We start from the raw sequence: 19,957 nt of genomic DNA, 5'->3' as shown, positions 1-19,957 counted from the left end.
AAATAATTAATTATTCCACTTTATTAAACCATTGAGGGGGCATTTAACCACTAACTCGTGCAGTTTATCGTTATCAGGTAAAATTAAATCCGGTGCGATATCAAACAGTGGATAAAGAACAAATTCTCTATTTTTCATATGGTAATGAGGAATGGTTAATCGATCACTATCCATTATTAAATCATCATACAATAAAATATCCAAATCTAAGGTTCTTGCTCCCCAGCGGTTGTCTTTACGAACGCGCCCTTGCGATTTCTCGATTGCTTGCAGTTCGTCAAGTAAAGCGATTGGTGGCAAATTTGTGGACAGTTTAATAACCGCATTGAGATAGTCATTTTGGTCTTTAGGACCTAATGGTTTGCTACGGTAAAATGGTGAAACAGCTAAAATATGAGTATCTGGTAATTGTTTTAATGCGGTAATAGCCTGATTGGCTTGTGCAAATGGATCATCCAAATTGCTACCTAAAGCGATATAACAAATTGACATAATGGATTTAATTTTTGTGGTGTTAGATGTAATGTTATGCTCATATTTTAACATATAAATTAAAAGTAAAAAAAGAGATATCCAAAGTCTAAAAGTTATGACTAAAAGTTATTAAAATATAACCATATAGTCTTTAACTTATTACTTTTTATACGTTATGGTAATTAAGATCAGTTTCTTATATAACGATATATTTTTTGAGATGGAAAATGAATTTAGGTCAGCAATTGAGTTTTTTAATAGCAAATACCCCCATCATTAATGATCCTAAGACGATTGAATGTGCAATCAATGGTGTGATTGATTATTTTGCGAGTAGTTTACAAGCTCGTCATGAAGTCGATATCCATCGATTGCTCAATTGGATTGATAACGAAGGGGGCAACGCTAAAGCTTGGTTAGTGGGGCAAAAAAAATTAGTTACAGCTCGGCAAGCGGCACTATTTAATGGTTTTCAAGCACATTGTTTAGACTATGATGATGTCCATTCAGATGTGCGTGGACATCCATCCGCCGTTATTTTATCAGCACTATTTGCTAGTGTTCAATTAGATAAAGTTCAATATTATATTGATGGTAAGCGTTTTTTAACCGCTTATGTTATTGGTATTGAAGTTATGGCGCGATTGGGCAAAAGCGTTAATCCTAAACATTATGAGAGAGGATGGCATACAACCCTTACCTTAGGCGGTATCGCTGCCACAGCCGCCATTTGTTACCTTTATAATGAACCTTTTTTGTCGCAAGCTTTGACATTGGCGGCGACTCAGGCATCTGGTCTGCGTTTGGTTATGGGTACCCCTATTAAGTTTTTACATGCAGGATTAGCCGCTCAGCATGCGATACAATCGATTGAATGGTTACGCGTTGGAATAACGGCTGATAGAGACTTTTTAGATGATAAGTTAGGATTTTTAGCTGTTTATGGACAAGGTAATAATTTCGATTTAAGTCAGTGGGGAGTTGTTTGGAAAATTGTTGAGCCTGGACTATGGTTTAAAACTTACTGTTTTTGTTCTGCTGCTGCGTATGTTGCTGATGCAGGTAAGCTACTTTATCAACATCAACAATTGAATGTTCACCATATTAGCCGTATTACCCTATTTTTTTCGCCAGCAAACAGCGATGCCGCATTAATCTATAATAATCCTTTATTGGCCGAGCAGGGGCGGTTTTCAGCCGAATATATTTTAGCGTTAACTCTACTAGGTATTCCTCTTACTTTTGAGCAATTCAGTCCAAATCCTATTCCAGAACAGATTCAAGCACTGATGCAAAAAATGCAGCGTAGTTATCAAATTAATCTTGTGCCCCATGCTGACGCCTTTAACAGTCGTTATGTTGTGATAGAAATTGAGTTAGATACAGGGGAAAAAATTAGACAACGTATTGATGTTCCCAAAGGATCGCCTAAAAATCCTTACAACCAAACAGAGATGTTATTAAAACTAACGGATGCAATTAAAGAACAACAAAAAGCGATGAATTTATTAACTGATATTAAAGAATTAGCCTCAGGTTTAACCGTTAATCAATTTCTAGCACGACATTATTTAACATTGTAAAATGATACATGCTAAATGAGTTCAATGGGTTTACTTGTGCTAACTAAATTTCAAAATCTATTTCATCAGTAATTTGGCGTAAAAAGCGTTGTGTCAGTTCATGTTGTGGATTATCGATAATTGATTTTGCTGGCCCTTCTTCAACAATGACGCCATTTGCCATAAAGATGATACGATCGGCAACGTATTTAGCAAACTCCATTTCGTGCGTGACAATGATCATCGTAATATGTTCTTTAGCTAGCTGTAACATCACTTGCAGCACTTCATGGACTCGTTCGGGGTCGAGTGCTGATGTCGGTTCATCAAATAATAGTACTTTAGGTCTAACGGCGAGTGCTCTAGCTATGGCGACACGTTGTTGCTGGCCACCTGATAAAGTGATTGGATATTGATTTGCGTACGGCAGCATACCAACGCGCTCCAGTAAAGATAGCCCTTGCTGTTTGGCTTTGTCTTTACCTATTTTTTGTCCAACAATTAGTGGGTAGGTAATATTTTCTAATGCAGTTTTATTTTTAAATAAATTATAGTGTTGAAAAACCATTGCTGATTGTTTGCGTAAATTTATTTCGTCTTTACTGCGATATTGTTCACTATTTAAGGTAACCGATCCTATTTTGATTGTCCCTGTATTTGGTTTTTCCAATAAATTTAAACAACGCAACAAGGTTGATTTACCTGAACCCGATGGACCAATAATGGCTACCACTTCGCCTTGTTTAATATTTAAATTAATGTCCTTTAACACTTCATTATCAGCAAAGCGTTTAGACAAATGTGAAATAGAAATCATCACCTTTCTCCTTAACGGTGATAGGGTTTACTGAGCTTGTTCTCAAGCTTCTTTTGTATCCAAGAATAGATAACAACAGTAAACCAATAAACAATACCGACAGCCAAATAAGTTTCAAAATAGAGGAACGAATTGGCCGTTAACATTTTCCCTGCTGCTAATAACTCTTGTACGCCAACAAAAAAAGCCACTGATGAATCTTTAAGCAATGAGATAAACATATTGCCTGTATTGGGTAGGGCATTAACCACTGCTTGTGGCAGAATAATGCCACGATAAACTTGAAAAGTACTAAGGCCTGAGGTTAAGCCAGCTTCTTTTTGCCCGTGATCGACCGATGCTAAACCAGCACGAAAGATTTCAGCTAAATAAGCCGAATATTTTAAACTAAAGCAAATAATCGCCGCTGTCGTTGCGCCCATCTGTTTCAATATCGGGAAAATTTGCGGTAATCCATAGTAAATAATAAACAATAACACAACGGAAGGAATACCACGAAATAATGAAATAAATAGCGCGAACATAGCATCAATCACGATAATCTTATGATTACGTAATAATGCAATAGCTAACCCAAAAACAATGGCAAATAGGATCGAAACGATAGCAATAAAGAGTGTGACTGGCAGATAAGGTAATATCTGCGGGAACACACTAAAGAAATAAGTTACATTAAAATTCATGAGGTAATATCTTCACCAAAATATTTAATTGCAATGTTTTTCAATGTGCCATTGGTGCGAAGTTTTTCTAAAGCCTGATTGAACTTTTCACGCAGTGCTTGGCCTTTTTCATCTTTACTAAATGGGAACGCTACTTGTTCAATAGTAATAGGATCACCGACCAATTTAAACGGTAAGCTTTTGCGTTTAATTTCGGCAAGTAAGATAGGTTTTGAATTGATATAACCATCAACACGTTGATACTCAGTATCATACATAGCACCATCTCGTGTTTCATAGGTTTTGATTGTAATATCATTATTTGGAAAAGCGTTTTTTAAATTATTAATATGATTTGAACCAAGCACACCAGCAATGATCTTACCCTTAAAATCAGAAAGTTGGGTGATGTTTTCATTGTCTTTATGTGTAACAATTTGACTGCCATAAAAGCTGTAAGTATTGGAAAAATCATATTTGGCTTCACGTGCAGGGGTAATTGCAACTGCATTGGCAATGGTATCTAAACGTCCTGAATCAAATTGCCCCATTAAACCGCCAAATTCAGCAATCACCCACTCAACTTTATAACCGAGCTCTTTGGCGATAGCTTCAGTTATCTCAACATCAAATCCTACTAATTTATCGTTTTGTTTATAACCATTAGGATAACTTTGTCCTGTGGAACCTACTTTTAGAATATTTTGCTCGGTTGCTTGATTACTGGATTGGTTATCACAACCGACCAATGCTAAACCGGTTAATATTGCAGCAGATAATAATGTTATTATTTTATTCATTGTCTATGGCTCCTATTTTTCCATTCGGTATAGCTTTTTTGATTAAAAATTTTTTCAAAATAAACAGTAGTATGGTCTTCGGTTAAATCGGCTTGTCCAATTGGACTAAAACCTTTTTTGATATACATTTGTGCCAACCAAGGGTGATTTTGTGCTGTACCTAAAGTGACGGCTGGTAGTTTTAATTGATTAATCAGGATCTGTTGTTCTACCCAATCCCACAACTGATTGCCATAACCTTGTCCTTTATATTTGGGATCGGTTGCAAACCAACCTAAATGCGGTAATCCATAAGGTCCTGGATTATTTCCCCATGGAAAACGAATGCTTAAGGTGGAAACCAATTTACTTTCTTTTTCAAATAGATAAACTGCATTGGATTGTATATGATGATTAATTTGCTCATCATTTACTGTGGCAGCGGCAAAATGAATTCCCAAATTCGTTGTCATTTGATAAGCATTGTGTAATAAAGCCTGATACGCAGGAATATCGGACTTTGTAATTAAGCGAAAGCTCATGCTAGTACTCCACTTTGCTCAGCATAATTGATAACTTGCTGCACTTTTTCTGGTGCTGAGCCAAGATAGTTGATTGGTTCAAGCCAGCTATCAAGTTCTGCTACAGAAAATTCTTTATTCAATAATGGATCATCTAACAGTACATCTTTAAAATCTCTGTTTTGTTCAAAAGCTTGCATAGCACAGTTATACACCAGATGATGAGCAGTTTGTTTGCCTAAACGCTTACCAATTTCAAACATGACTTTTTCAGATAGCAACAGCCCATTTTGCATTAATAAATTTGTTAACATGCGATCACTATTGACTTTCAAACCTTTAAGAATAGTGAGTGCGGTCTGTAATTGAGCAGAGATGTATAAATTAATTTCGGGTAAGGCAATCCATTCTGCCCGCCAACTCATGGCATCGCGTTCATGTTCAACTTTCATCGATTCGTGGATTAACGCAACACTTTTTAATAGGGGCGCAGTTAAGCTTGCCAAACCTTCTAAAGCTGCTGGATTACGTTTGTGAGGCATGGTAGTTGAACCGATTTTCCCTTCCGAAAACGGCTCTTCGACTTCATTAATTTCAGTACGCATTAAGTTATAAAACTCGTTGCCAATTTTGCCTAGTGTGCCACTAATTAAGGCGATGACAGAGCCATATTCCGAAAAACGGTCGCGAGCTGATTGCCAACCGATATTTGGGGTATTAAGGCCAAGGCTCGATAATGCACGTGCTTCAATCATAGGACCAAAATGCCCCATTGATGCATAAGTGCAAACCGCACCACTAATATTTCCAACTAAAACACGCTGTTTTATTTCAGTTAAACGTTGTAAATGGCGTACAAACTCATCTAACCAAACCGCTAATTTAAAACCAAATGTAGTCGGTAGGGCTTGCATACCGTGAGTGCGTCCAACCATAGGCAGATATTGATATTGTTTTGCTAATCGTTTAAGTTCAATAGCAATAAGTTTGGTATCACGTTCAACAATAGCGAAAGATTGTTTTAATTGTAAAACCGTTGCCGTATCAACAATGTCTTGAGTGGTTGCGCCGTAATGGATAAATTGTCCAGCTTCGCCCACCTGTTTTTGTAGTGCATTAATCGTCGACATTAACGAGTGTTTCGCTTTCGCGGCTTCGTCAGCAATTTGTTGTAAAGATAATTTCGATGCATCTGCTTTTTTTACAATTTCATCAGCTACATCCGTTGGGATCACACCTAATTCACCTTCGGCTTTTGCCAAAGCGACTTCTACATCGACTTGCTTTTCTAAACGATTTTGTTCTGACCAAATGGCTCGCATTTCACTGGTGCTAAAGTTATTCCCTAAAATTAAAAAATCTAAAACATGTGATGCCACAACAGCCCTCAATTATTTTCTATATTTCATAATTCAATTATTAATAATTAATGGATTAGCGTCTAATAATCAGTTTGTATATTGATATAACTAAAAGGAATAAAAATAGGAAATTAAAATAGAGAATTAAAGAAATAGAGGATTATCCAACATCAGTTAAAAATGAAATTATTTTTATTTAATGGGATATTGTGATTTGAGTGGATTAGGATTTTTATTGTTACTCGCAATAACTAAGGAAATTTAATCATTCCCTTAGTTTTTATTTGAGATTTTGAATCATTATTCAATTTGTTAATGAGTTTTATAATACTTCAACAATTGATTCACAGAGTCTGGACATATTATCAATAGTCATTCCTGCAACATTGATTCGTCCTGAATTAACAATGTAGATGCCATAATCACTGCGTAACTTTAGAACTTGCTCTTCACTTAAGCCACTAAATGAGAACATCCCATTTTGTTTAGCAATAAAGCTAAAGTCTTGATTTGCACCTTTATCTTGTAACGTTTTAACAAATAATTGTCGCATACGATGAATGCGTTGACGCATGTTGGTTAATTCATCAATCCACTCTTCTTTTAACTCTTCATTATTTAGAATATAAGAGACAATTTTAGCTCCATGAGCTGGAGGATTAGAATAATTCGCGCGAATAATGGTTTTAACTTGACTAAAAGCACGATCGGCTATTTCGGCATTTGCAGCAATTAATGTAAATGCCCCCACTCGTTCGTTATATAACCCAAAGTTTTTTGAATAGGAGCTTGCAATAAGTAATTCAGGTTGATGATTAGCAAATAATCTTAATCCATAAACGTCCTCTTCAATACCTTGCCCAAAGCCTTGATAAGCTAAATCAAATAGAGGCAACCAACCATTTTTTAACGCTAAATCAGAAATAGCTTGCCATTGTTCTGGTGTTGGATCGATACCTGTTGGGTTATGACAGCAACCATGGAATAGTACTGCTTCGCCAGCTGCGACTTGACTTAAACTGCTCATCATGGCATCAAAATCAAGACTATGTGTCTGCGGGTTATAATAGTTGTATTCTCGGACTTCAAGACCAGCGGTTTGAAATACACTACGGTGATTAGGCCAAGATGGATTACTTATCCAAATACGTTTGACTTTGGTTCGGCGAGATAAGAAATCAGCCATTATGCGTAGCGCGCCCGTTCCTCCAGGTGCTTGGGCTGTTCTTGCGCGTTCATTTTTATTACCAAAAAGTAACGTTTGTGTCGCTTCATTAAATGTACTGGAACCATCAATCGGTAAATAACTTTTAGTGGTTTCGTCGGTTAATAAAAATTGTTCCGCCTTTTTTACACTTTCTAAAATAGGTGTTTTGGTGGTTTCATCCTTGTAAACACCAACACTTAAATTAATCTTATTGGTGCGTTCATCTTTATTATAAAGATCTGCTAGCCCTAAAATGGGATCGGCTGGCGCTGCTGTTAAATATTCAAACATAATTCACCTATCTAATCTAATGACTTTTAACGCATTATATACACATTATTTTATAAGTTACAATTTAGAAAATATTTACTTTTATGGATCGACATCAGTATTGAGTTATCGCTTGAGTTATAGCTTACTAATTGTTATTTAATTAATAACAATTAGTTTATTTAAAAAAGATGTTAAATCTTGAGTAAGTGTAGTTAACTCTCCTGTAATCAAATCTTCTTTTACAATTTCACCAGTTAAATTGTTCAAAGAAATTATTTCAGTACTTTCATCTGTTACTGCTATAAAAATGGTTGGAACACGTTTTAATTTTTTTTGTTGGGATAAATGGGCAATTAAATTTTGTTCTAAGTTAGAAAAATCATCATCATTCCAAGCTTGGATTAAAGTTAATTTGATGTCAGCTAATTTAGCTGTCATATTGCCAGCATATTGTGTGCCATAAAAAATATGTGAAGAGGGATGTAAAGTAATACCTACAACTTCTTCAACTATGGATAAATCTCTTGGTGGCTGTAAGGCAAACGATTGCCAAAATACGGTAAGTTGTTCGGTTTTTAAAATACAAGGTGACGGGATGGCATGCAATTCTTCACTTTGTGGGGCGTAATCAAATTGATTTAACCAACGAGTAGTAAATTCAATGAGTGCTGTTTTTTCAGATATGTCCATAAATTGTTTTTGTCTCTTGTTAATAGTTTTCCTTAATAATTATTATACTGATTAAGATTAGCGTTGCACCATGTAATTCATTGCTTATTTTTAATTATGTGAGATAAGCATCAGGACAAAAATTTGTAAAGAAGTTTCAGGTTAACATGATGTTTTAGTATAAAGTACTCATATCAGAAAGTGAGATTTTCTTTTTTAGTTGAACAAGAATTATGATAAATACAAAATACCTTGATAACCATTTATAAAATACCAATTTTAATTTGCTTGCTATCCTTTGCTGAAACGTTAAAATAAGAAAGGATTTTTTTATCCTTGTAATGCAGCAATGGCGTTAGACATTACAATTTTTTTAAAAGTAAAATAGCGTAAGTAGGATTATTATAATTAAATAATATGTTTATTTTGAACAATCATGTAACGATTTAATTTGGTAGCCAAAGTCAAAAAACTTTAGTTTATAAGTTAACCATAGAAATAATATCGATGAGTTATATGTTTAGGGATGGTTCATAAAGTGAGTGAAACTTTTGAACATTGATAATGCCTTAAATTTTAAAAAGATATTGTACAAATAATATCGGTTTCACATAATATAATAACAAAAATAACACAAATAAAATAATGAATACCATATTTGAATATTTAGTTAACAACCATTATTTATCATTGTTAAAATAAACGTTTATTATTGATAATAATATTCTACCTATAATTAATTAAGATTAATAAAGAGTGTAGAATAATGAAAAGAATGCTAATCAACGCAACTCAGCAAGAGGAGTTGCGCGTTGCGCTCGTTGATGGACAACGCTTGTATGATTTAGATATTGAAAGTCTTGGGCATGAGCAAAAAAAAGCCAATATTTATAAAGGCAAGATCACTAAAATAAACCCAAGTTTAGAAGCCGCTTTTGTCTCTTATGGTGGTGAACGAGATGGATTTTTACCATTAAAAGAGATTGCTGAAAGTTATTTCCCCGCTAATATTTCGGGTCGTCGTAGTATTAAACATCTACAAGAAGGGCAAGAAGTTCTAATCCAAATTGAAAAAGAGATCCGTGGTAAAAAAGGTGCAGCATTAACGACTTATATTAGCCTAGCGGGTAGCTATTTGGTATTGATGCCTAACGATCCCCGAGCTGGTGGTGTTTCACGCCGTATTGAAGGTGAAGATCGAGCGGATTTAAGACGCATTATTGATGCGATTGAAAAACCAAGAGGAATGGGGGTTATTGCTCGAACCGCCGGTGTAGGTAAAAGTCAGGAAGAATTACAACAAGATTTAGATGCCTTAGTCAACTATTGGACAGCTATTCAAAACGAAGCCAAAAACTACCCAGCTCCAAGCTTAATTCATAAAGAAAGTGATATCATTACCCGTGCATTTCGTGACTATTTGCGTGATGACGTGGGCGATATTTTAATTGATAACCCTAAAGTAATGGAAGTGGCTAAAAAGCGATTGGTTGATTTAGGTCGCGTTGAATATGTTAACCGTTTAAAACTTTATGAAGGTGATGTTCCATTATTTAATCATTTCCAGATTGAAGGGCAAATTGAGTCAGCATTCCAACGTGAAGTTCGCTTACCATCTGGTGGTTCAATCGTTATTGATACAACCGAAGCATTAACTGCCATTGATATTAACTCTGCTAAGTCAATTCGTGGTAGTGATATTGAAGAAACAGCGTTTAACACCAATCTTGAGGCAGCAGAGGAGATCGCTCGTCAATTACGTTTACGCGATTTAGGTGGTTTGATCGTTATTGATTTTATTGATATGACACCAATTCGTAACCAACGTGAAGTTGAAAACCGCTTAAAAGAGGCGATGAAAACTGACCGTGCCCGTATTCAAACTACGCGAATATCGCGCTTTGGTTTGCTTGAGATGTCTCGTCAACGTTTAAGTCCTTCATTACGCGAAGCAACCCATCATATTTGTCCTCGTTGTCAAGGTACGGGTACTGTACGTGATAACAATTCATTGTCTCTTTCTATTCTTCGTTTGATTCAAGAAGAAGCAATGAAAGATAATACCGTTCAAATTGATGTGATAGTCCCTGTACCAATTGCCAGTTATTTACTTAATGAAAAACGTCGAGCGATCACAAATATTGAAAAAATGCATCCTGATGTCAAAATTGTAATTGCTGGTGACGAAGAGATGGAAACCCCTCTTTATAAAGTTATTCGTAAACGTACCGGTGAAGAGACAGATATACTCAGTTATAATCTTCCTAAACTGATTCGTGAACTTGAAGAAGAGGAAGAAGAGCAAACGACAGATGTTATTGTAGAACAAGCTATATTATCAGGGCCTAAAGTCGAAGCTTATGCAACACCAAAAGTTAAAGCTGAGCCAAAAATTAAGAAATTATTTAACTTATGTAATACTATTTTAGGTAAAGTAAATAAATTATTTGCTGCTGAAAAACCTAAACCTGAGCCAGAAGTTAAACAACCATCACAAAAACGACGTGATAATCAACGTTCTAATAATCGACGCCAGCGTAATAATCGTAACAACAATGCTGTTAATAATATTATTGCTATGGTGACGCCGGCAACAGAAACCAATACGAAAGAGACGCCAAATAGAAGCAGTGGACGTCGTACAAGGCAAAACAATAATGCAAATGCATCAAATACGATAAATGCTACTGCTAAGGTAGATAAAACGGTTAATGAAGCCACAGCTATTAAGCCAAAAGAGCCTAAACCACGACGTCAACAACGTACTTTAACTAAAAGTGTCCGAGTTAAAAATAGTGAAATGATCGATCATGTTGTCGATGAAAAAGTTGTTATCCCAACTTTATTATTACCAATTATTGTTGATCAACCAATGAGTAACAATGTTGCTGATATTCAACCAAAACGCCAACGCCGTACATCTAGGCATTTGCGTATGAATGGTCAGCGCAACAAGCGACGCGTAAGAAATACTGAACAAAAACAGTCACCAATGCCATTGCCATTTGCTGCTGCATCACTCGAACTGGCCTTAGGTCGAGTATCTATTGATTATAGTCAATTGAAGCAGGAAGAACCAAAAATGACAACACAGGTGATTCCGTCGTTACTAGTACCAGTTATTATTAAAGATAATGAAGTTGTAGCGACCAATGACATTAAAGATAATACCGATATGACGTTAAGTGATACCTCAGCAAATCAAGTAAACGTTGATATGCAACCTGATTTTGAAGAGGTTAAACAAAGTAATGACAGTGAGAAATCAGTTAATGGAACTGAACAAACAACTGGTCATTCTTCGGCTGTAATGACCAAAGCGTCAGCACCAGAATACGAAGTATCGAATGAAAGTATAAAGTCGCGTGAAGAGTCAGACTATCATTTTGATGGTAAAGGTAATGCTGGTGGTTTAAGTGCACAAGATCATGCATATGCAGCTGCTAGTAAACCAGTAATATCAGAAGATTAATCCTTTAAATAGCTTAAAACACGGTAATAGAGATTTGTTACCGTGTTTTATTTACTTATAATAGCGATAAAGATAAATATGATTATCTATATTTTCAAAAAAATAGTAACGTTTTTATTTATTATCTGCGTATTGACTCAGATTTGTTTCTGTTTAGTCTATTTTGCTCCACATTCAATGCTTAACTTTAATAATCTCAGTTTTGTTGATGCATATAGTGCTTTTTTTAAGCAATTACTGCAAGGTCAATTCAGATTATTATCAGGTGAAACCGTTCCATTTTTTCACACTTTATTAGCGACTTTTGAGCTTTGTATACTCGCTTTAGTGGTTGCTTTAGTAATTGGATTACCGTTAGGAATATTTCTTGGTTTGAGTAATATTAATTGGCTAAATAGTACAATTCGCTTAGGCTCGTTATTTCTATATTCTTGCCCTATAGTTATGCTTGTTGTTATTGTTATGCATTGGTTATCGCCTACTTGGACGATATCAATGAATTTTGACGTGTCGCCGTCAGTAGCTGGGACATCGTTACTTGATATTTTAATTGCATCAAAAACATTTAAATTACAAGCGCTATTTGATCAACTTCATCATTTGCTTTTGCCTATTATTATTTTAGCCATTCAACCAAGTATTATGACAATACAATTAGTGAGTCAATCAGTAAAAAGTACCTCACGTCAAAACTATATTAGAATGGCGATTATTCGTGAACGATCCCCATTTAAAGTTTTACGTCGTCATTTGTTACCTAATTCTATTCCTGCAACGATTCCACAGTTAACATACAATACGACAACGTTGCTGTTTTCGACAATGGTAATTGAAATTTTATTTAATCGTGTTGGTCTAGGGCAATGGGTGATGATTGCTTATCGCCATCATAATTATTCTATTATTGCTATTGCTATTTTGGCATGTGGTACGGTTATCAGCCTATTAACATTATTAGGTGAGATTTCCGCAGTTGCTATTTATCCATTACGCCATAAGGTAAATTATGTCTAGGGTAACTAAATTAGTTAATACTATTGTATCTTGTTTTAATAAGCTACATAGTAATGTATATTTAATTATTAGCTTTTACGGCATATTAGCAATTGCATTTGTAGCATTATCGACTAAATGGTTTTTTCATGCTCATTTAAACCCTATTTATCCCGCCTCATTACCACCAGCTTGGTGGGCGAATGGTGATTTGAATCATATTTTAGGTACTAATGCTAAAGGACAAGATATTTTCGATTATTTATTGATTGGGTATCGTTCGACCATATCCATGACATTAAAAGCCGTATTTTATGTCATTGTTATTGGTGGGCTAATTAATTACTTAATGTTTTTTATCTCTTTTTTGCGACCGTTAGTTTTATTTATTTTTAAGTTTTGTATGGTTGTGCCACCGCTACTCGGTGTCATTGCCATTAGCATGGTATTTGAAGATGATATTACCAATATGTTATTAGTGGTAGGATTATCTTATACACCACGCTTTATCTATAATATTCATCAACGAGCGATTAATGAATGGCACAAAACTTACATTACCGCTTATCGATTGGATGGGTTGTCACCATTTTCAATTTTTAATCACTATATCTTACCTAATATTTTACCTGTATATTTGACCGAAATTGTCTCTTTATTTGGTTCGATTATTTTGGCCATTACTACCATAACTTTTTTAGGTTTTGCCAATGATATTTCTCGTCCCGATTTGGGTATGATGATGTTTAAAATGAAAGATATTATCGGTACTAATTATTTAGCCTTTCTTGCTCCAGGATTGGCTGTGGTCGTTACCATTACTTTGGTCTATTTATTCAATTTTGGATTATATGGCCGACGAGCAGGGCATTAATTATGGCTTTGTTAGATATTCGAAATTTAACCATAGAATTTATTACACCTGATGGTTTGCTTCGTGCAATCGATCGTGTAAGCTTAAAATTATCTGAAGGTGAAATTCGTGGTTTAGTTGGGGAGTCTGGTTCAGGAAAAAGCCTTATTGCTAAAGCCATTTTAGGGGTGACTAATCACAACTGGAAAATTTCGGCTGATCGTTTTCATTTTAATGATATTGATCTATTAAAACTGACTCCTAAACAACGTCGAAAAGTGATTAGTGATAATGTTTCTATGATATTTCAAGAACCACAATCATGTTTAGATCCCTCAATGAAAATTGGTCAACAACTCATAAATGCCATTCCAAGAAGAACATTTAAAGGGCATTGGTGGCAAAGATTCTTCTGGCGTAAAAATCGTGCTATTGAATTGTTGCATCGGGTAGGAATTAAAGACCATAAAGAGATATTGAAATCATATCCATTTGAGTTGACCGAAGGAGAGTGCCAGAAAGTAATGATTGCTATTGCTCTGGCTAATCGACCTAAATTATTAATTGCCGATGAACCTACTAATTCAATGGAAGCAACAACTGAGGCACAAATATTTAGACTTCTTGCAAGTATGAACCAAAATATTGGTACCACTATTCTTCTTATCAGTCATGATTTACAAATGGTGACACGATGGACAGATCGTATTAGTGTATTGTATTGTGGGCAAACGGTAGAAGTTGCTGATAGTGAGGATTTAATTAAATCACCTTATCATCCTTATACCCAAGCTTTAATTTATGCTATTCCTGATTTTGGTAAAGCGATGCCCCATAAAAGTCCCCTCAATACTTTACCGGGAGTGATTCCATCTCTTGAACATTTGCCGATAGGTTGCCGGTTAGGACCGCGTTGTCCTTATGCTCAAAAAAAGTGTATTCAAGCCCCTGAGTTAATACCGATAAAGGATCACTCGGTAGCTTGCCATTTTCCGTTAAATACAGATGAGTAGTAAATAATAGGAATATATCATGAGTCCAATATTAAAAGTGCGTAACTTATCTAAACAATTTAAAGTTCCTAAAGGTCTCTTAGGGCATTTACGGATTGATGCGGTTAAGCCATTGTCGTTTTCTCTAAGTGAAGGTAAAACATTGGCCATTATTGGACAAAATGGCTCCGGAAAGTCAACCTTAGCGAAAATGTTAGTTGGTATGTTAAAACCTGACAGTGGCGATATCTGGATTGATGGTAATAAAGTTGAATATGGTGATTATAGTTACCGTTGCCAACTTATTCGCATGATATTTCAACATGTCGAAAGCTCTTTTGATCCAAGATTACGTATTGGTCAATTGTTAGAAATCCCATTAAAACATAATACTAAATATAATGCTCAAGAACGTGAAAAGTTAATTAGTGAAGTCTTAAAGCAAGTTGGATTGTTACCTGAACATGCTTCTTATTATCCTTCGGTAATGGCGACGGGACAAAAACAACGAGTGGCATTAGCTCGAGCATTAATTCTGAAACCTAAAGTGATAATTTTAGATGAAGCTTTAGCTGCTCTAGATATTTCAATGCGTTCGCAAATTGTGAATTTAATGTTATCGCTGCAAGCGGAGCAAAATATTTCTTATGTATACGTTACTCAAGATATAGGGATGATGAAACATATCAGCGATGAAATTTTAGTGATGCATAATGGCGAGCTAGTTGAATATGGTAATACGGCTGAAGTGTTAGCTTCACCGTTAAGTGATATTACCCAAAAATTAATTAATAGCTATTTTGGCGAAGCATTAACCGCTGATACTTGGCGTACTGACACTCGTGCTTTCTAAGATTTCATGTCTCTAACAGCCATTTTACTGTGACAACCATTCAAGTATTATCTCCTATTGAATTCGCTACTATACTGATTTTTTAAATCTTATTTCTATTATTGTTCAATAAAAATCTCGACAAATATTATAAAACCCACTATATTTAGCTATACAGATATCTAGACGTCTATTTTAACTGTTCAAAAATAACTGATTATTTTAGGAGCTGTTGTTATGCCTATTTGTATTCCAGACTCATTGCCCGCTGTTGATGTATTACGCAATGAAAATGTATTTATTATGACTTCATCGCGTGCCAAAACCCAAGAAATTAGACCTCTTAAGCTTCTCTTTCTCAATTTAATGCCTAAAAAAATCGAGACTGAAAATCAATTTTTTCGGCTTTTATCGAATTCACCTTTACAAGTGAATGTTCAATTATTACGTATTGATCAGCGCGAATCAAAAAATACACCAATGGAACATTTAAATAGCTTTTATTGTGATTTTGATGATATTCGACATCAGAATTTTGATGGACTTATTATAACGGGAGCACCATTAGGAAAAGTACCTTTCTCTGATGTGGTTTATTGGCCTAAATTAGCTGAAATTATTACTTGGGCAAAAGAACATGTAACTTCAACAATGTTTGTTTGTTGGGCTGTGCAGGCTGCTTTAAACGTTTTGTATGATTTGCCAAAATTTACTCGCAGCCAGAAATTATCAGGCGTTTATCAACATCACATTATTAAGCCGAATGCGATTTTATCTCGAGGATTTGACGATACCTTTTTAGCACCGCATTCACGTAATGCTGATTTCCCCAAAGATAAAATTATAAATTACACCGATTTAACAATCTTAGCCGAGTCCGATATTACAGGACCTTATCTAATGACCACGGCAGATAAACGCATGGCATTTGTAACAGGGCATCCGGAATACGACTCTTTCACCTTAGCCAACGAATATTTTCGTGATATTAAAGCCGGTATAGACCCCAATATTCCAGAAAATTATTTTCCTGATAATAATCCAAATCTGACCCCTAAAGCCACTTGGCGCAGTCATGCCTATTTACTATTTAGTAATTGGCTTAACTATTACGTCTATCAATTAACACCATATGATTTAACAACACGTAATATGACGGTTGATGATTAAAAGGAAGTTAATTTACAAAGCTTGTTTGTATATAGATGTGGAGAATATCGATTATGGAAAATAACTAAAAATTTATAAATAAAACATGCTGTTCACTTGTTAGCGTAAAATAAAAAAGAAAACCATTTAATAGATAAATAAAATTCTAAAATATAGATATTCTTCAATCTATTATTGATTTTGTAGTATAGGAAATAAAAATAAGATTAATGAAATATTATAAACTCAGTACTCAAAAAAAATGGCAATATTGGCAACAATCCGTTTCCGAAAATCATTTAGTTAGATATAACTTTATTGATTTATCCAGAACGCAATTACAAGAATCTAGTTTTGAAAAAGCTCGTTTTGATTATAGTTCTGCTTAAGATGAAGTAATTAAATATTGCATTAATTATCCTAATCAAGTTAACAGATCTATGGAATGCTATATAAACTATATTTTTATTATGGCTATAGTCACTATCGTCATGATAATGCCAAAGTTATCCAAGCGTTAAAAGAAGCGCTCACTAACGATAGAGCGCTATTATTTGATTTAGTGGTATTAACTTATGAAACTAACTTGGCAACATAATTAGAAAATAAAATCCCACACAAATTAATATCAACTGAAATACGTGAACAAGAACTGTTTTTTATTGATGAAAAGAACTAGAAAGAATTTAACGTAGAAAACTTACCGAATAAACCCTCTACATTATTTCATATCGGAACTCAAAAAGTTATTTATCAAGTTTACACTGATAGTAAATACATTTATGACTCACGTTACATAGCAACCGATACCAAAAGGGGATTAGGAAAAACACATTAAAGCAATCAATCCTAATGAGTTATAATTTCAGATAAATTATATGTTTTTTAAAAGAGTAAATAAAATGACTACATATAAAATACTTAATCCAGAAAGAAATCCACTCAACATAATAGAAGAGATTAGCTCTTGAATGGAGGCATTATAGGTAACGATATCCAGAGATAAGAGTAAATAATCAATTAGAAAAAAACTGTTCAAATATTCCGTCATTTGTTGCATTTCGGTTTGAAAACGAATCAGTAGAAATAATTAATAAATTAAAACTATTTGCTGATTAATAATTATCAAGGCGATCTTAAATGGGAACTTCATGAGCATAAATGGGCACGTCTACCCGCAACAAATTTGGTGATAATGCTTTTATTTTATTTAAGAAACAATAACTTATAAAAATATCCAGTTTTTATATCCAGCAAATTTGAATTTAGAGTATTCTTTTTGATATTTATTTTGCCGAAAATAAGTAGTTTTTCTGACTGTATACTTATAGGCGATAGGAAATTACCGATTTGGTCGCCTTATTTTGACTTTTTTCCGCATATTAGTATTTTAAACATGAATTCATTAAACGAAAAAGTATGAAATCAATCAATTTAAAAAGCTAAGGATAAAATCTTAGTAATTGTAAAAAACAAAAGATAAAATCCTTATCTTGCATCATGTTAGGCATAGTTATATTATGGATAGCAGTGCTATATTAATTAAGGAATTAAATATGTTAAAGTCAATTGATCCAACTACCACTTCTTCTTGGAAATCCCTTCAAGCGAGTTATGAAAAGCATCATGAAAAGACAATTGCCCAAATCTTAAATGATGAGCCTAAGCGTGTTGAAAAACTGAGTATTCCTTTTGAAGATGAGTTTTTGGTTGATTTGTCAAAAAATAGAGTGACACAAGAAACTTTAGAGGTTCTTTATAAACTTGCTGATGAATGTGATTTAAATGGCGCTATTAACGCCATGTATAGCGGTGAGAAAATTAATCGTACCGAAAACCGCGCTGTATTACATGTTGCGCTCCGTAATGTTTCAAATACGCCGATTTTTGTCGATGGTAAGAATGTGATGGATGATGTCAACACAGTATTGGCTAAGATGGAATCGTTTAGTAAAAAGATCATTAGCGGAGAATGGAAAGGTTATACAGGTAAAGCAATTACCGATGTAGTTAATATTGGTATTGGCGGTTCAGATCTTGGTCCTCATATGATTACCGAAGCATTACGCCCTTATAAAAATCATTTAACAATGCATTTTGTTTCGAATGTCGATGGTACTCATATTGTTGAAGCGCTTAAAGGTTTAAATCCTGAAACCACTTTATTCTTAGTGGCATCTAAAACGTTTACCACACAAGAAACCATGACAAATGCTCAGACTGCTCGTAAATGGTTACTTGATGCAGCTAAAGATGAAAAAGCCGTTGCTTTGCATTTTGTTGCACTTTCAACCAATGCTAAAGAGGTCGAAAAATTTGGTATTGATACTTCCAATATGTTTGAATTTTGGGATTGGGTTGGTGGTCGTTATTCTTCTTGGTCTGCAATTGGCTTGTCAATTGTTTTATCAATTGGTTTTGACAACTTCAAAGCGTTTTTAGCTGGAGGTCATGCTATGGATAAACACTTCCAAAGCGCGCCAATCGAGAAAAATATTCCAGCATTACTCGCGTTAATTGGTATTTGGTACAATAATTTCTGTGGAGCAGAAACCGAAGCAATTTTACCGTATGATCAGTATATGCATCGCTTTGCAGCTTATTTCCAACAAGGAAATATGGAATCAAACGGTAAGAGTGTTGATCGTAATGGACATAAAACGTCTTATACTACAGGCCCAATTATTTGGGGAGAACCAGGGACTAATGGTCAACACGCATTTTATCAATTAATTCATCAAGGTACTAAATTAATCCCATGTGATTTTATTGCACCAGCAATCAGCCATAATCCAGTGGGTGATCACCATCCGAAATTACTGTCTAACTTTTTTGCGCAGACCGAAGCTTTAGCGTTTGGTAAAACCGCTGAGCAAGTTGAACAAGAATTCATTGCAGCAGGTAAAACACTTGATGAAGTTAAATCAATTGTACCGTTTAAAGTTTTTGAGGGTAATAAACCAACAAATTCAATTCTCGTGAAAAAAATAACACCTTATACTCTTGGAGCATTAGTTGCTATGTATGAACATAAGATCTTTACACAAGGTATTATTCTTAATATCTTTAGTTTCGATCAATGGGGTGTAGAGCTTGGTAAACAATTAGCTGGTCGCATTTTACCTGAATTGGCAGATGATAAACCTGTTACTTCTCATGATGATTCAACTAATAATCTAATTAATCAATATAAGAAATGGCGTTAAGAAGTTTAAAAGATTAAATTTGCTTAGCTAAAATAAAAAACCTTCAGTTTAGTGAAGTGACCCCATAAAGTTGGACACTTTTATTAAGCGGCTTGTAAGGCCTGATTTCGATATTCAACCGGAGTCAGGCCTTTT

18 protein-coding genes are annotated in these 19,957 nt (G+C 34.6%); 10 read left to right on the top strand and 8 right to left on the bottom strand.

Going from position 1 to position 19,957, the window contains the following annotated elements:
* Nucleotides 1-6: 6 nt before the first annotated feature.
* Nucleotides 7-492: a 2-amino-4-hydroxy-6-hydroxymethyldihydropteridine diphosphokinase gene (folK, locus tag H3S73_RS12900; protein ID WP_144092905.1), complete on the bottom strand. Its 486-nt coding sequence runs from the start codon at nt 490-492 to the stop codon at nt 7-9.
* 209 nt (nt 493-701) lie between these two features.
* Between folK and H3S73_RS12895 the strand changes: the two genes are divergently transcribed.
* The gene (locus H3S73_RS12895) at nt 702-2,057 is read left to right on the top strand and encodes an MmgE/PrpD family protein (RefSeq protein WP_198236825.1); all 1,356 of its coding nucleotides are present in this window, start codon (nt 702-704) and stop codon (nt 2,055-2,057) included.
* A gap of 43 nt (nt 2,058-2,100) precedes the next feature.
* Here the strand turns inward: H3S73_RS12895 and H3S73_RS12890 are convergent, their stop codons facing one another.
* The 7 genes from H3S73_RS12890 to syd all read right to left on the bottom strand — a co-directional run bounded on the left by H3S73_RS12890 (nt 2,101) and on the right by syd (nt 8,346).
* Nucleotides 2,101-2,853 carry an amino acid ABC transporter ATP-binding protein gene (locus H3S73_RS12890; RefSeq protein ID WP_086326678.1) on the bottom strand — a complete coding sequence of 251 codons (753 nt, stop codon included), beginning with the start codon at nt 2,851-2,853 and terminating at the stop codon, nt 2,101-2,103.
* An 11-nt stretch (nt 2,854-2,864) separates the two neighbouring features.
* Entirely contained in the window at nt 2,865-3,536 is a 672-nt protein-coding gene (locus H3S73_RS12885; protein ID WP_065737911.1) for an amino acid ABC transporter permease, read from the bottom strand.
* Nucleotides 3,533-4,315: an amino acid ABC transporter substrate-binding protein gene (locus H3S73_RS12880; RefSeq protein WP_198229002.1), complete on the bottom strand. Its 783-nt coding sequence runs from the start codon at nt 4,313-4,315 to the stop codon at nt 3,533-3,535. Before H3S73_RS12880 ends, H3S73_RS12885 begins: the two co-directional genes overlap by 4 nt.
* A complete protein-coding gene (locus H3S73_RS12875) occupies nt 4,312-4,836 on the bottom strand; it encodes a GNAT family N-acetyltransferase (RefSeq protein WP_086308333.1) in 525 nt (174 codons plus the stop codon). Before H3S73_RS12875 ends, H3S73_RS12880 begins: the two co-directional genes overlap by 4 nt.
* Nucleotides 4,833-6,194 (bottom strand): adenylosuccinate lyase, encoded by a 1,362-nt coding sequence (gene purB, locus H3S73_RS12870; protein WP_198236826.1) that lies wholly within the window; start codon nt 6,192-6,194, stop codon nt 4,833-4,835. The genes H3S73_RS12875 and purB overlap by 4 nt, the downstream gene beginning before the upstream one ends.
* A gap of 304 nt (nt 6,195-6,498) precedes the next feature.
* Nucleotides 6,499-7,674, bottom strand: a complete 1,176-nt coding sequence (locus tag H3S73_RS12865) for an amino acid aminotransferase (RefSeq protein WP_065737908.1) — start codon at nt 7,672-7,674, stop codon at nt 6,499-6,501.
* A gap of 138 nt (nt 7,675-7,812) precedes the next feature.
* Nucleotides 7,813-8,346, bottom strand: a complete 534-nt coding sequence (gene syd / locus H3S73_RS12860) for a SecY-interacting protein (protein ID WP_198236827.1) — start codon at nt 8,344-8,346, stop codon at nt 7,813-7,815.
* 745 nt (nt 8,347-9,091) lie between these two features.
* Here syd and rne point away from each other — a divergent pair.
* The 9 genes from rne to pgi all read left to right on the top strand — a co-directional run bounded on the left by rne (nt 9,092) and on the right by pgi (nt 19,822).
* Nucleotides 9,092-11,797, top strand: coding sequence for a ribonuclease E (gene rne, locus H3S73_RS12855; protein WP_198236828.1), 2,706 nt, complete (start codon nt 9,092-9,094; stop codon nt 11,795-11,797).
* A 78-nt stretch (nt 11,798-11,875) separates the two neighbouring features.
* A complete protein-coding gene (locus H3S73_RS12850; protein ID WP_198236829.1) occupies nt 11,876-12,811 on the top strand; it encodes an ABC transporter permease subunit in 936 nt (311 codons plus the stop codon).
* Nucleotides 12,804-13,664 (top strand): ABC transporter permease subunit, encoded by an 861-nt coding sequence (locus H3S73_RS12845; RefSeq protein WP_144092887.1) that lies wholly within the window; start codon nt 12,804-12,806, stop codon nt 13,662-13,664. The genes H3S73_RS12850 and H3S73_RS12845 overlap by 8 nt, the downstream gene beginning before the upstream one ends.
* Nucleotides 13,665-13,666: 2 nt before the next feature.
* Nucleotides 13,667-14,656 (top strand): putrescine export ABC transporter ATP-binding protein SapD, encoded by a 990-nt coding sequence (gene sapD, locus H3S73_RS12840; protein WP_086308330.1) that lies wholly within the window; start codon nt 13,667-13,669, stop codon nt 14,654-14,656.
* Between the two features lie 16 nt (nt 14,657-14,672).
* Nucleotides 14,673-15,488, top strand: a complete 816-nt coding sequence (locus H3S73_RS12835) for an ATP-binding cassette domain-containing protein (protein ID WP_198229022.1) — start codon at nt 14,673-14,675, stop codon at nt 15,486-15,488.
* A 216-nt stretch (nt 15,489-15,704) separates the two neighbouring features.
* A complete protein-coding gene (gene metA, locus H3S73_RS12830; protein ID WP_065737901.1) occupies nt 15,705-16,637 on the top strand; it encodes a homoserine O-succinyltransferase in 933 nt (310 codons plus the stop codon).
* Nucleotides 16,638-16,846: 209 nt separating this feature from the next.
* Complete coding sequence (locus tag H3S73_RS12825; RefSeq protein ID WP_198236830.1) at nt 16,847-17,005, top strand: hypothetical protein; 159 nt, start codon at nt 16,847-16,849, stop codon at nt 17,003-17,005.
* A gap of 56 nt (nt 17,006-17,061) precedes the next feature.
* Nucleotides 17,062-17,214: a hypothetical protein gene (locus H3S73_RS12820; protein ID WP_198236831.1), complete on the top strand. Its 153-nt coding sequence runs from the start codon at nt 17,062-17,064 to the stop codon at nt 17,212-17,214.
* Between the two features lie 958 nt (nt 17,215-18,172).
* Nucleotides 18,173-19,822: a glucose-6-phosphate isomerase gene (gene pgi, locus H3S73_RS12815; protein ID WP_198236832.1), complete on the top strand. Its 1,650-nt coding sequence runs from the start codon at nt 18,173-18,175 to the stop codon at nt 19,820-19,822.
* Nucleotides 19,823-19,957: the final 135 nt, after the last annotated feature.

It is taken from the genome of Gilliamella sp. B14384G12 (assembly GCF_016101825.1).
Taxonomy (GTDB): Bacteria; Pseudomonadota; Gammaproteobacteria; order Enterobacterales; family Orbaceae; genus Gilliamella; species Gilliamella apicola_N.
This window is presented reverse-complemented; position numbering and strand designations above follow the sequence as displayed.